At 46.9% G+C, this 13,155-nt stretch carries 13 protein-coding genes; 11 read left to right on the forward strand and 2 right to left on the reverse strand.

All coding sequences use genetic code 11. From position 1 onward, the window contains the following. Positions 1–32 precede the first annotated feature (32 nt). Complete coding sequence (gene cyaY / locus L1D44_RS17825) at positions 33–362, reverse strand: iron donor protein CyaY (protein ID WP_239892665.1); 330 nt, start codon at positions 360–362, stop codon at positions 33–35. A gap of 410 nt (positions 363–772) precedes the next feature. Between cyaY and L1D44_RS17830 the strand changes: the two genes are divergently transcribed. The 7 genes from L1D44_RS17830 (at position 773) to L1D44_RS17860 (ending at position 5,932) form a co-directional block, all read left to right on the forward strand. Then, a complete protein-coding gene (locus L1D44_RS17830) occupies positions 773–949 on the forward strand; it encodes a hypothetical protein (RefSeq protein WP_239892666.1) in 177 nt (58 codons plus the stop codon). Between the two features lie 5 nt (positions 950–954). After that, positions 955–2,199, forward strand: coding sequence for a diaminopimelate decarboxylase (gene lysA / locus L1D44_RS17835; RefSeq protein ID WP_239892667.1), 1,245 nt, complete (start codon positions 955–957; stop codon positions 2,197–2,199). 65 nt (positions 2,200–2,264) lie between these two features. Then, a complete protein-coding gene (gene dapF / locus L1D44_RS17840) occupies positions 2,265–3,092 on the forward strand; it encodes a diaminopimelate epimerase (protein ID WP_239892668.1) in 828 nt (275 codons plus the stop codon). Beyond that, positions 3,089–3,721 (forward strand): DUF484 family protein, encoded by a 633-nt coding sequence (locus L1D44_RS17845; RefSeq protein ID WP_239892669.1) that lies wholly within the window; start codon positions 3,089–3,091, stop codon positions 3,719–3,721. Before dapF ends, L1D44_RS17845 begins: the two co-directional genes overlap by 4 nt. A 12-nt stretch (positions 3,722–3,733) precedes the next feature. Next, on the forward strand, positions 3,734–4,648 hold the full coding sequence (gene xerC / locus L1D44_RS17850; RefSeq protein WP_239892670.1) for a tyrosine recombinase XerC: 915 nt from the start codon (positions 3,734–3,736) through the stop codon (positions 4,646–4,648). After that, entirely contained in the window at positions 4,645–5,361 is a 717-nt protein-coding gene (locus L1D44_RS17855) for an HAD-IA family hydrolase (RefSeq protein ID WP_239892671.1), read from the forward strand. The genes xerC and L1D44_RS17855 overlap by 4 nt, the downstream gene beginning before the upstream one ends. Before the next feature lie 106 nt (positions 5,362–5,467). After that, positions 5,468–5,932, forward strand: a complete 465-nt coding sequence (locus L1D44_RS17860; RefSeq protein ID WP_239892672.1) for an Sbal_3080 family lipoprotein — start codon at positions 5,468–5,470, stop codon at positions 5,930–5,932. Positions 5,933–5,989: 57 nt separating this feature from the next. Here the strand turns inward: L1D44_RS17860 and ric are convergent, their stop codons facing one another. Continuing rightward, on the reverse strand, positions 5,990–6,712 hold the full coding sequence (gene ric, locus L1D44_RS17865; RefSeq protein ID WP_239892673.1) for an iron-sulfur cluster repair di-iron protein: 723 nt from the start codon (positions 6,710–6,712) through the stop codon (positions 5,990–5,992). 335 nt (positions 6,713–7,047) lie between these two features. Between ric and L1D44_RS17870 the strand changes: the two genes are divergently transcribed. The 4 genes from L1D44_RS17870 (at position 7,048) to L1D44_RS17885 (ending at position 13,154) form a co-directional block, all read left to right on the forward strand. Beyond that, complete coding sequence (locus L1D44_RS17870) at positions 7,048–7,458, forward strand: hypothetical protein (RefSeq protein ID WP_202723762.1); 411 nt, start codon at positions 7,048–7,050, stop codon at positions 7,456–7,458. 115 nt (positions 7,459–7,573) lie between these two features. Next, positions 7,574–8,926 (forward strand): TolC family protein, encoded by a 1,353-nt coding sequence (locus L1D44_RS17875; protein ID WP_239892674.1) that lies wholly within the window; start codon positions 7,574–7,576, stop codon positions 8,924–8,926. Beyond that, positions 8,923–9,990, forward strand: coding sequence for an efflux RND transporter periplasmic adaptor subunit (locus tag L1D44_RS17880; RefSeq protein WP_239892675.1), 1,068 nt, complete (start codon positions 8,923–8,925; stop codon positions 9,988–9,990). The genes L1D44_RS17875 and L1D44_RS17880 overlap by 4 nt, the downstream gene beginning before the upstream one ends. 11 nt (positions 9,991–10,001) lie before the next feature. Then, positions 10,002–13,154, forward strand: a complete 3,153-nt coding sequence (locus L1D44_RS17885; RefSeq protein WP_239892676.1) for a CusA/CzcA family heavy metal efflux RND transporter — start codon at positions 10,002–10,004, stop codon at positions 13,152–13,154. Position 13,155: the final 1 nt, after the last annotated feature.

Here is a 13,155-nt window from a genome sequence, read left to right on the forward strand (position 1 = left end):
AGTTTCCTCCTCATTTCATTGGCAGCACAAGATTAAAGATCTAATTTTAAGCCGCTTTGCTTGTAGATTGACTCGATGAGGAATGGCATAAACTCATTACCGTTACGCTCATCCATCCACTTACCATCAACATAGCCAAAATGGTATCCACCAAATTGTGTCGCCAACCAAATTTCATGTAGTGGCTCCTGCTTATTGATGACGATCTTAGAGGTACCGTCAAACTCCAACTGCAGCACATTGCCTGAGCCATCAACATCGACATCCGCATCTTGCTCTTCGATAAGCACTTCTATCGCGTTATCAATTGTTTGAAATATTTCATCAACCAATTGGTGAAATTCGAAATCTGTCATCGCCATGCTAATTATTCCTCAGATTTTTGTAATACCAGCATATTACCAATCGATAGCCTGATTACCAATCACATTAATTTTGTGGTTAATCACCTGCTAAATAAGTCAGCCTTATTTTATTCTATTAAAACTCTCTTTATTTCAATGTATTAGTTCTTGTGAAGGGGTGCTGGAGTTGTTGGGGCAACATTATGATTAGTTGAATTATTTTGCCTTAGCGTAGCGATACACCGTTAAGTTGTGATTTATAGCAGTTAACTGGGACTATATAGCGGCTAGTTAGCTGCAGTTAATGTAAGAAAGGCTTGATATAAATGCGTTATAGGGTTGACGCACAGCGGACTTGTCTGCAAACATCAGGACTAAGAATTTTAGCCGATAGCAAGCCGTAGTGTTATTGCTCCAAGGGTTATCTGATGTTGAAAAAAATGAGACTGTTTTTGCTAGTAGGGCTTGGTAGCCTAGTACTTTTAGGTTGTGGGCAGAAAAGTGCGTTATTTAGAGCGCCGCCGCAAGAGGTTAATCAGCAGGCAGCTGACAAGCAGGTGTCTGATGCTAAGCCAACGCAAAGCGAACAGAGCAAAAAGGACTAAAGATCTTGGATCATTTTTTATATCAAGCAGATGAACTCTACGCGGAGCAGTGTCAAGTAGCCACGCTTGCTAAACAGCATGGAACGCCGCTCTATATCTATTCTCGTGCGACGCTTGAGCGTCATTGGCATGCATTTGATAATGCCGTAAGTGAACATCCACACCTTATCTGTTATGCGGTGAAGGCTAACTCAAATATCGCTGTACTAAACGTGTTGGCACGTTTAGGCAGTGGCTTCGATATAGTCTCTGGTGGTGAGCTATCGCGGGTTATCGAGGCCGGTGGCGATCCTGCTAAAGTCGTTTTCTCGGGTGTGGGCAAAACAGTTGCCGAGATGGAGATGGCGCTAAACCTTGGCATCTATTGCTTTAATGTTGAGTCGGCAGCAGAGCTTGAGCAGTTGAATCAGGTGGCGGTGCGTCTAGGCAAAGTCGCGCCAGTATCACTACGAGTCAATCCTGATGTCGATGCCGGGACTCACCCTTATATCTCAACGGGTTTGAAAGAGAATAAGTTTGGTATCGCGATGGAAGAGGCCGAGGCTATCTTTAAGCGGGCCGATGAGTTGCCTGGTCTGGCTGTGAAAGGTGTCGATTGTCATATCGGCTCTCAGCTCACTGAAATTAAACCCTTCCTAGATGCGATGGATCGCATGCTAGCGCTAATCGATCGTTTAGCCGAGCAAGGGATCGAGATTAAACACTTCGATGTGGGCGGTGGACTCGGTGTTACCTATGATGACGAGCTTCCTCCGCAGCCAGATGTGTACGCCGCTGCCCTGCTGGAGCGTTTAGGTGGTCGCGATCTAAAATTGATTTTCGAACCTGGACGCGCCATTGCCGCTAACGCCGGCATTTTTGTCACTCAGGTGCTCTATCTGAAGGAAAACAGCGATAAGCGTTTTGCCTTAGTAGATGGCGCCATGAATGACTTAATCCGACCGTCACTCTATAGCGCTTGGCAGAAGATCATTCCTGTTATTGAACGCGCTGGTGAGACCTATAGTTATGACGTAGTTGGCCCTGTGTGTGAGACTGGGGATTTCTTAGGTAAAGACCGTCAGCTCAATGTGCAGGCTGGAGATTACCTTGCAGTGCGTTCGTCGGGAGCCTATGGCTTTACCATGGCATCTAATTATAATTCACGTCCACGTGCCGCAGAGCTGATGGTGGATGGTGATAAAGCCTATGTCATCCGTGAGCGAGAAAAAATCGCTCAGTTATGGCAAGGTGAGCAGATCCTGCCGTAAACTAGAACAATACTAAGTCGCAAACGTAAGACGTTTGCGGCAGATACTTTTTAAGGATGTCCATCTTGATCCAATTCACTAAGATGCATGGGCTAGGCAATGACTTTATGGTTGTCGATGGGGTGACACAGAATGTGTTCTTCTCTCCCGATCAAATTAAGCGTCTAGCGGATCGGAACTTTGGTGTGGGCTTCGATCAGTTATTACTGGTGGAGCCTCCCTACGATCCCGATTTAGATTTTCATTATCGCATCTTTAATGCTGATGGCAGTGAGGTTGAGCAGTGCGGCAATGGTGCGCGCTGCTTCGCACGATTTGTGCGTAACAAGGGCCTGACCCATAAGCATAAAATTCGAGTAAGCACCTCATCGGGTAAGATAACCCTGCGCCTAGAGCGTGATGGTAAGGTTACCGTTAATATGGGCATCCCGATCCTAGAGCCGGGTAAGATCCCATTTACTGCCAAGAAAGCGGAGAAAACTTACCTGCTGATGGCACCAAGTGGCACCTATCTTTGTGGTGCTGTCTCTATGGGTAACCCTCACTGTGTGATCGAGGTGGATGATGCCGCCGCGACCGATGTCGATACCATAGGCGCAGAGCTTACTAACCATGAACGTTTTCCAAAGGGCGTCAATGTAGGCTTTATGCAGGTGTTAACTCCTAGCCATATCAAACTTAGAGTCTATGAGCGCGGCGCGGCAGAGACCTTAGCCTGTGGCTCAGGTGCTTGTGCAGCTGTCGTCGTGGGGATCTTGCAAGGTAAGCTCGATAGAAATGTGCAGGTAGACCTACCTGGTGGCAGCTTAATGATCAACTGGGACGGTGAAGGTAAGCCGCTGTGGATGACAGGGCCTGCAGAACATGTTTACGATGGGCAGATCTCACAATGATAGATACCTCTAAATCGACTCCTCCATTTGATGAAATTCTCATTCGCGAATATCTGCTGGAAAACCCTGACTTCTTTAGTCGTTATCCTGAACTGTTACTGGCCATGCGTATTCCTCATGCTGAGCGAGGCGCTGTTTCGCTTGTTGAACGTCAGCAGGAGATGTTGCGTCAGCGAGTCAGTCAGCTGGAAGAGGAGATCACAGCCCTTTTAGCGATGGCGTCACGTAATGAGCAAATTTTCATGTTTAACAGTGCGTTATCTATGGACCTGCTAAAATGTGAGGATATGGGCGAATTACGTCAGGTGTTATCTAGTGGTCTAAAAGAACAGTTTCAGTTTAGTCACGTAAGGCTTATCACGGTACATGACATCGATAGCGAGCTGTCGCAGATCTGGAGTAAACGTCTCGACTCGGGTTACTATTTTGGTCGCTTGACTAAAGAGGAGTCGAAGCGCCTGTTTGGCACGGAGGTCGGCTCGGTAGCACTATCTCGCTTATCGAAAGAGTGTGGTCAGGTGATCTTTGCCATCGCGAGTCAAGATCCTATGCATTTTCATCCTGAAATGGATTACCTTCTCTTGTCACAGCTTAAACAGTTACTCGATCACCAGCTGACTAAAATTTAATAGTGAGGCTCTATGGCTGACGAAGCGTTATCGAATAATGTGCGTTGGTTGAATGACTTTGAGCGTTACCTGCGCACAGAGCGCCAAGTCTCGGCCTATACGGTGCGTAACTATCTGTTTGAGCTGCAACGCATCGAAAAACTATTTAGCGAAACGGACACTTGGCTGTCGCTGCAGCACGAGTCTTTACAAGCCATGTTAGCTAAGCTGCATCGCAAAGGTTTAAGTCCACGGTCATTGTCACTGACACTTTCTGCCCTAAAACAGTTCTATGAGTTTCTACTCAGAGAGCAGCAGATTAAGGTTAACCCGGCCATCAGCCTTACGGCACCCAAGCAGGGTAAGCCTCTGCCTAAGAATATGGATGTCGATTCGGTGAGCCATCTGCTCGACATCGATGGCGATGATCCCCTTAGTCTACGCGATAAAGCCATCATGGAGCTGTTTTACTCCTCTGGCTTGCGACTGGCGGAGCTTGCGGCGCTGAATGTCGCTGATATCCAATTCTCCCAAGCTCAGGTCAAAGTCTTAGGTAAGGGCAGTAAAGAGCGGATTGTGCCTATTGGAAAATTAGCGTTAACGGCGATCAACCAGTGGTTGGATATCAAGCGCGATATTGCCTGTGAAGACGATGCCTTGTTTGTCACCGCCAAGGGCAAACGTTTGGCTCACAGAAGTATTCAGGCACGCCTCGCTAAATGGGGCCAAGAGCAAGCGCTAGGGATTAAGGTGCACCCGCATAAGCTGCGTCACTCCTTTGCTACCCATATGTTGGAATCCAGTGCGGATCTAAGAGCGGTACAGGAGCTATTAGGCCACGCAAATCTGTCGACCACGCAGGTTTATACCAGCTTGGATTTTCAGCATCTAGCCAAGGTGTATGACGGTGCACATCCAAGAGCTAAAAAACGAGGCAACAGATCATGAAGGTCTATATTCGTCCACAAGCCTTTCAAGCTATTAGTTTCGACTTAGATGACACTCTCTATGATAATCGGCCGATCATCATTCAGGCTGAATCTGAGCTGCAGACCTTTTTACACCAAGCGTACCCTAAATCTGCAAAGTGGCAGTTTGCTGACTGGCGCAGACTCAAGCTATCCCTGTTTAGGGAGTCACCTGAGCTCCGTCATGATACGACAGTTGCGCGACTGGCAATGTTGGAGCGTGGCCTGCTGCAATTGGGTTATGACGCTCAAACCGCAAAAGCAGGCGCTAAGACTGGTCTTGAGCACTTTGTGAAGCATCGTAGTCACTTCAAAGTGTCGACAGAGGTTATTGAGCTGCTAGCAGAGCTTAAGCTGAAATATCGCTTAATCGGCATCACCAATGGGAATGTCGATCATCAAAGGATCGGCTTAGAGGGGTTATTCGAGTTCGTATTGCACCCAGGGCACGGCTATAAGCAAAAACCATCGGCAGAGATGTTTGTATTGGCTGCTGAAAAACTGGGGCTACCCTTGGCAAGTATTCTTCATATTGGTGACAGCGCAAAGAGTGATGTCGATGGGGCAAGGCGAGCGGGTTGCCAAGCTGTCTGGCTTAATCCTGGCTTTGGTGTGACTGAAAAGTCGAGCGCCAACGGAATGCTACCTCATGTCGAAATATCCTCAGTGCAGCAGCTGAGACAGTTATTGTAATCTATTGAATTGATAGTTGTTGATAGCTTGTTATTTTTCGCTATCTTGATATGCTCTATTCTCTGAAAATTTAATAAGAACAAAGTTTTATAGGATAGGGATTATCATGAAAAAACTATTTGTTGCGTTATCAGTTTTATTACTCACCAGTGCTTGCTCAATTAAGCAGCGTGTTGATCCGGTTCATGTGAACAATAATGCTGAAGTATGTATTCAAAAGAACCCTGACGTGAGGGACGGTTTTTTGCAGGAGATGGAGAAGATTCTTGCAGAGAAACAGATTAAATATCGTATTATCGAAGAATTAGATGCCAGCCAGCAATGTGAGTGGACCGCTACATATACGGCGAACTGGCGTTGGGATCTTGCGTTATACATGGTTTACGCAGAGATTAAGGTATTCCATCAAGGGCGTTTAGATGGTGAAGCAATTTATGACGCCCGAAGCGGTGGTGCGAATATGAATAAATTCATTGATTCAGAGCCTAAGATCCGAGAGTTGATTGAAAAGCTGATTCAACAGAAGCAAGCTTCAATGCGCTGGTCACCACTTCAGCAAACCGCGATTTAATAAAAAGGCTCACAATGGTGAGCCTTTTTGCTTCTTTGCTGTAAAAACTAGGAGCTATCAGGCGGTGAGCGCCAATGCTTTCGGAAACAAGATATTGTTCTCGAGATAGATGTGCTGCTTCAGATCGGCCTCGAATTCGGCCAAGCTCGCGTAACAAACACGCCAGGTCGTGCAAGCGTGCGCTGGCGGAGTAAAACCATTCGTGAGCTCACTGATCTTCTCGAAGATCTGCAATGCATCATCGTGCTCATATTGCATGGCATTGATAGGATTGCCGATATGGCCAAAGCAGTTTTGCATTTCAACTTGGTTGTGCAGGCCTAGAATCGCTGGGAACAATATCTGTTCCTCTTTCATCAGGTGCGGCATCAAGTCTTCGACTAATGCATGGATCCAGCCTGCCAATGGTTTGATTTCAGCATGGTTTTCGCCGTGAGCACGCACCATCTTTTGGCTGTATTCCACTAGCAGAGGCGCTTTTTCTCTCACAAAAGTATGGTGAGTCGATTCGATATAGTTAAGTAAGTCGGGGAGGGGCAGTTGCTCTAAACCTTGCAACTTTTCGCCTTGGGTCTCAAGTGCCATCAGGGTATCGATGACGCTAGTTTCATCGGCATCGAAGCGTTTAATAGCTCGCTCCAATGAAATTCCACCGCCACAACAGAAATCAATGCCGTGCTGGCTAAACAAGTGGGCTGTACGGAAATCATTAGCAACTAATTCACCAACACGAGAAGCAAGTAAACTTTCTTTCGAGTGAGGGGCTTTTGATTGAGACATGGTTTGGCTCCAAATACGACAATGAGGATTTAAAATGTATATTTTAAATGCATCTTATATGTATGCTTGCCGTGATACAATAATTACTTGACTAAAATGCTCGGGTAATGCCGTTTTCTACAAAATAACTCAATTGAGATAAGGGATAATGAGTGCTATTAATGTGGACTTATCGAGGTTTTTGGATCTTTTTTAAACAGCCTAGTTTCTAAGTTGAGCATTATCATAGTGTTTTAATACTGATTAATTTAGACTAGTCGGCATCAACAGTTATTTTAGAGTCTAACAAAGTCAGCTATGACCGTTTACAGTGTCAAAGGTAGTACCAAGGCATAATGTCTAGCCTAGGTCGTTTTATTCGCGCAGTTATCACCTCTCCAGCAGTATTGGGGCGGGTGTTGTTGATCGTGATTTTAACGATGCAATCTATGGTTGCTATGGCTGATGATTGCACTTTGTCTCATGACGACTGTGGCAGCGAGTTAAGCTATTTTGTTGAACATGAAGCCGAGTCAGCTAATGGTGCGTCTCAATGTGATGAGACAACGATGGCGAGCCATGTGGAAGATGACTGCACCGAATGCAGTAATAATTGCTGCTCCTGCTGTTTGACCTTGATGCACCCGATTGCAGAGGTGCAAGCTGCACTTCCTCATCCTGATAGTTTTGTTTTCTCATTCAATTCCACCTCTGTAGAAACGCCTTACTACGCGTTTTTGCGCCCCCCAAAAGCCGAAATCGTTTAATCAAAATTTTATTTAATTAGCGAGCTTTTAACAGCTTGTTTAAGGCCTATCGATCTTTTTTAGATCTCACACTTTTAGGCCGAGTATTTTGTATTAAATTGAGGTTTACACTCAGATGTTTTATCAAACTAATGTCGCCAAAATAGGCATGGCTTGCCTGTGGCGAGGGCTTTATAGCACGTTCGTCATCATCGCTCTGCTATTGGCGGGTTCTTTTGCTGCAAAGGCGGCAACGCAAAACGAGTCCCTGTCTTTAACTACCGTTATTCAGCGAGTACAGCTGCAACACCCGACCCTTAAAGTGTTTGAGTTTAGGCAGCGAGTACTGGATGGGGCGGCGCAAACTCAAGGGCTGACACCGGGGTATGAAATCGGCTTTGAAGTCGATAATGTCGCTGGAACTGGAGAGTTTCAAGGGATAGAGAGTGGTGAGTTTAGCGTATCACTTTCGTCAGTCATTGAGCTTGGTGACAAACTTGATGCCCGCAGCGGTGTTGTCAATGAACAGCGTGCAGTACTCGATGCTGAGCAAAAAATTGCCGCATTGAACTTATTCGCTGAGGCGACTCGCCGTTATATCGATGTATTAGCAGCGCAATCACAGCTGCAATTAGCCGTTGACGCACTAAAGTTGGCCGAAGAAACACAAACGGTTGTGGCTAAGCGCGCTCAAGCTGCGGTGACATCCGATGCAGAAGTGAAGCGCGCTCAAGCCGCTGTATTCAATGCAAAACTGGTTGCGGAAACTCAGTTGCAACAGCTCGATTACGCTAAATTAGCCTTAAGCATGATGTGGGGTGAATCTCAGGTCGGCTTTGATTCGCTGCAAGGCAACTTGTTTGCCTTTAGTGATGATGTCGCGCTCGAACCATTATTCGAGAAGGTAAAGTACAGCCCAGCTATCACTGCTTATTTAACTCAGGCACAGCTCAAAGAGGCTGAACTGCGTTTTGCTAAAACCCAGTCGAGCAGTGATATCAGCTGGTCGGTTGGCGTTAAACAGTTTCAACAAACTAATGATATGGCATTGACCGCTGGTTTTAGTATGCCGCTGTTTAATAGTGAGCGAAATACTGGCGAAATCCTTTCTGCTCAAGCGGCAAAAGAGCAAGTGTTTGCTAACAGAGAAGTCGCTTTATTAGAGCTTTATGGCCAGTTATATCGCGCCTATGCTAGCCGTAAACAGGCGATGGTGACGGTTAACCGTTTACAAGCCAGTGTTATTCCTACCTTAACTTTAGCCCTTGAAGATACCAAACGAGCTTATGAGCAAGGCTTATATAGCTACCTTGATTATTTAACTGCACGTGAAGAGCTGTTATTTGCTCGTCGAGCACTGATTGATTCGGCTGCGTCTGCATTACGCTACGGCGTTGATATTGAGCAACTGATTGCCGAGCCACTACCTGCTTCACAACATACTTTTTTCAATGACTTTTCTAACGCAGCTAAAGGACACATAAAATGAGCGCTAACACACTAACAAAATTATCTCTCGTTCATCTTGCTGTCACTGCGGCCATTACAGCTTGTATGCTTGTTACGCCAGTGAATGCCTCAGATGATCACCCCCATGAGCTTGAACATCAGCATCAAGTAGAGCGTCATGACGAGCACGGCCATGATAAGCATGAGGATGAGCATGGTCATAAAGATGAACACGACGATGATCATGGTCATAAGGATGAGCATGGGCATGATGAACACGGCCACGATGAGCATGAAGAGGGCAAAGTGCATATTAGTCCAGAGCAGATGCAGCGCTCAGGTATTGCGACTCAAATTGCTCAAGCGGGTGATATTAAGCAAACCGTTACCGTGTATGGCCGCACCGTATTGCCAGAAGCCGCCAGTAGCCAAGTCAAAGCTCGCTTTGCAGGCTTAATTACTCAAATGAAAGTGAACGTCGGCGATAGGGTTAAAGCTGGACAAGTTATCGCTGAAGTTGAGTCCAACTCAAGCTTAAAACGTTACTCAATTAAAGCACCTATCTCAGGTGTGGTGGTTGAACGCAACGCCAATGTGGGTGAAATGGCAACCGATAATGTGCTGCTAAGCATTATGGATGACAGCCGCCTTTGGGCGGAATATCAAATCTTTCCTGCGCAAATGCGCAGTGTAGCGGTGGGGCAGCAGCTACTGATCACAGGCACACAGCAACAAGCTGAATCTAGCCTTGAATATCTGTTGAGTACGCCACAAGGGCTGTTATATCAGCTTGCGCGTGCGCCGCTTGATAATACTAACGGCCAATGGCCTCTAGGCAGTCTAGTGTCTGGTTACGTCACCTTGAGTAAGCAAGCTGTTAGCTTGATGGTAGATAACCTTGCAGTGCAAGAAATGGAAGGCCAGCAAGTGGTATTTGTTCGCACAGCCGAAGGTTTTGAAAAACGCGTAGTTGAGCTTGGGCTGCGCGATAGCCAAATGACAGAAGTGTTGTCGGGACTAAGTGCTGGCGAAGAATATGCGGTGCAAAAGAGCTTTTTGTTAAAAGCAGATCTTGAGAAATCAAGCGCTGGCCACGTTCACTAAAGGAGACGGCAATGATTGAATCTATATTGCGTCTCTCGATTAATAGACGCTGGATGATGATGTTCCTCGCCATGCTGCTAGTCGCAGTAGGTTTGTGGAGCTATCAAAAACTGCCAATTGATGCAGTACCTGATATTACTAACGTACAGGTACAAATTAGTACTCGCGCCGAGGGCTACTCACCACTAGAAACTGAGCAGCGAATTACTTACCCGATTGAAAATGCTTTGATGGGGATCCCTAAGCTCTCTTACACCCGATCGTTATCGCGTTATGGCTTGTCGCAAGTGACAGTGGTGTTTGATGAAGGCACAGATCTGTACTTTGCCCGCAACTTGATTAATGAACGCTTAAACGCGATCAAAGGCAAGTTACCCAGTGATATCGAGCCGGAGATGGGACCGATCTCCACAGGGCTTGGCGAGATCTACATGTACACCATTGAAGCGCTACCGGATGCCAAACAAGCTGATGGTAGTGAGTTTGATGCCACTGCGCTTAGAGAGATCCAAGATTGGATCATTAAGCCGCAGTTAGCGCAGGTGCCAGGTGTTACCGAGATCAATACGATTGGCGGTTACGATAAGGAATATCATATCACCCCATCACCAACGAGCATGCTGCAATACGGTGTGTCTTTGGTCGATATCAAGCTAGCGTTGCAAAGTAGCAATAATAATCGTGGTGCCGGTTTTATTGAGCGTGAAGGGCAACAGCTCACAGTTCGCTCAGCGGCGCAGCTAAAGACCATTAGTGACATTGAGCAAGTGGTCATCAAGCATATCGATAGTGCGCCTATCTTTATTAGTGATGTTGCCAACGTAGGTATAGGTAAAGCACTGCGCACCGGCGCAGCGACTCGTGACGGTAAGGAAACTGTACTGGGCAGTGCCATGATGCTGGTGGGCGAAAACTCACGTCAGGTATCACTGGCGGTTGCTGCCAAGCTTGAAGATGTTAAAGCATCGCTGCCTGATGGGATCCAAGTTGAGGCTGTATACGATCGCACCACTTTGGTTGATAAAGCGGTATATACGGTACAGAAAAACTTAGTGGAGGGCGCACTGCTGGTTATTGTGGTGCTGTTTATTCTATTGGGTAACGCACGAGCCGCGCTGATCACCGCTGCAGTGATCCCGTTAGCGATGTTAGCTACGATGACGGGCATGGTGCAGGCGGGCGTTTCGGCTAACTTAATGAGTTTAGGCGCACTCGACTTTGGTTTGATCGTCGATGGTGCGGTGATTATTGTTGAAAACGCAATCCGTAGACTCGGCCAAGCGCAAGCGCAAAATGGTGGTCATGTGCTGCCACGTAAACAGCGTTTACAGTTAGTATTTGAAGCTACTAATGAAGTGATCCGTCCAAGCCTATTTGGCGTGTTGATCATTACCGTAGTGTATATTCCGTTATTTAGCCTTACAGGCGTGGAAGGCAAGATGTTCCACCCAATGGCGGCAACCGTCGTGATGGCTTTGCTTGCGGCTTTAGTTATCTCGCTAACTTTGGTTCCAGCTGCAGTTGCGCTGTTTATGACTGGCAAAGTGACAGAAAAAGAGAGCCGCGTCATTACCGCGACTAAATCAGTGTATAAGCCGTTATTAATTGCTGCGATGAAACTGCGTTGGTTAGTACTCGGCGCGGCTATGGCGTTAGTGGGCTTCTCTATCTGGTTGGCAACGACGCTAGGATCTGAGTTTATCCCACAGCTCAACGAAGAAGATATCTTGCTGCAAGCGATCCGTATTCCCGGCACTGGTCTTGAGCAATCGGTAGATATGCAGATGCAGTTAGAAGATCGCATTAAACATTTCCCACAGGTGTTAAATGTGTTCTCTAAGATCGGTACGCCAGAGGTGGCCAACGATCCTATGCCGCCAAATATTGCCGACACCTTTATTATGCTAAAACCGCGTAATGAGTGGCCCAACCCTAAGATGAGCCATGACGCGCTAGCGGCTGATATTGTCGCTGCAGTTTCTGGGCAACCGGGTAATAACTTTGAGCTGACACAGCCAATTGAGATGCGCTTTAATGAACTGATCTCAGGTGTGCGCGCCGATCTTGGTATTAAGGTTGTCGGTGATGATCTCGATCAGTTGTTAGCTTCTGCCAATGCGATCCATGAAGTGCTAGAGAAGATCGATGGCGTTGCGGATCTGCAAGTCGAGCAAGTTACGGGGTTACCTATGCTGTCGATCCAACCTGATCGCCTAGCATTGGCTCGCTTTGGCTTAGGCGTCGATCAGTTACAAGACTTTGTTGCAACGGCAATTGGCGGTGAACAGGCTGGCATTATCTTTGACGGTGATCGCCGCTTTAAAATGGTAGTGCGTTTGCCAGAAACAATCCGTCAAGATATAGAACACTTACATGAGCTGCCAATCGTGTTGCCATCGGGTCAGTTTGTACCGCTATCTGAAGTCGCGAGCTTAGATATCGCACCATCACCTAATCAGATCGGCCGAGAAAACGGTAAGCGCCGCATACTGGTGACCGCTAACGTCCGTGGTCGTGATTTAGGGACTTTTGTCAGTGAGGCTAAACAACAAATTGCTGCACAGGTGGATATGCCTGCGGGTTACTGGCTTGATTACGGCGGTACCTTCGAGCAGCTAGAATCGGCAAGTCAACGCTTATCGATTGTAGTGCCGCTAACCTTAGCCCTAATTTTAGGTTTGTTAGTTATGGCGTTTAGCTCGGTGAAAGATGCGCTAATCATCTTTACCGGTATTCCGCTGGCGCTAACTGGCGGGGTGATTTCACTGTGGCTGCGAGACATGCCATTGTCGATTTCAGCAGGCGTGGGCTTTATTGCACTCTCAGGGGTAGCTGTGCTTAACGGCTTAGTGTTGCTGAGCTTTATTCGTCAGCAGTATCAAGAGAAAGGCGAGCTGATGACCGCGATTATCGATGGCGCATTGATCAGACTGCGGCCTGTATTGATGACAGCGCTAGTTGCAGGGCTTGGCTTTGTGCCGATGGCGCTTAATATTGGCACTGGCGCAGAAGTGCAGCGTCCAATTGCCACAGTGGTGATTGGCGGCATTATCTCATCGACTATTCTGACCTTGTTTGTGCTGCCTATTTTGTACCGTATGGCGCATCAGCGCGGTGAGAATAAGCGAGCCAAGGTTGAAGAACTTGATCAAGCGTCAGTGTAAC

This window comes from Shewanella sp. Isolate13, from assembly GCF_022398325.1.
Lineage (GTDB): Bacteria > Pseudomonadota > Gammaproteobacteria > Enterobacterales > Shewanellaceae > Shewanella.